This window comes from Vibrio sp. Vb2131, from assembly GCF_033338535.1.
Classification (GTDB): domain Bacteria; phylum Pseudomonadota; class Gammaproteobacteria; order Enterobacterales; family Vibrionaceae; genus Vibrio; species Vibrio alginolyticus.
In genome coordinates this window covers 1-587 of record NZ_JAWOSW010000116.1, presented here as the reverse complement: position 1 = coordinate 587, position 587 = coordinate 1, and the positions used below count along the sequence as shown (strand labels likewise).

1 pseudogene is annotated in these 587 nt (G+C 54.9%); it reads right to left on the bottom strand.

The annotated features are described in order from the left end of the window. Positions 1-587, bottom strand: a pseudogene (locus tag R7E38_RS23170) (hypothetical protein); the annotation flags it as partial.

Here is a 587-nt window from a genome sequence, read left to right as displayed (position 1 = left end):
TTCTGTTGCTTCCACATTTGAGGCATTGGTGCCTGTGACAACGACGGTGTACGTGCCATTTGGCTCACCACTGATGTCCATCGCGTTGCTCGTCCAAGCGCCACCACTTTGTACCGTGGCACTGCCGCTGGCGATAACCGTTTCACTGCCTTGCGCTTTGATTTCTACGCTCACGGTTTGGCCATCAAAGCGGCTTGAAGTGCCGGTGATTTGCAATGTGGCGGCGTTACTGCTATCCACATTGCCTACTGGCGTGATCGCCAAGGTTGGTGTGATCGGCATCGAGTGGCTGCGGTCTTCTGCGCCCGTATTCCCCGAAAGATCTTGGTAGTCTTTCACCACCAAGCCTACGGTTAGCTCTGACGACACTGGCACCACAACATCACCGGTCCAGACTTTCGCATCCGCTGTCTTGGTCAGTGTGACGGCGGAACCACCCAGCTCTGCGCTTGCTGCTTGCAGCGCTTTATCGAACTCCAGTCTGACCGCGACACTTTGTCCTTCCGCTTGATGCGTCGGATTGAATGTTGCGTTAGTCAGTGTTGGCAACGCCTGTGCCAACGTGAAGTTTGTGCTTTCTGTTGCTT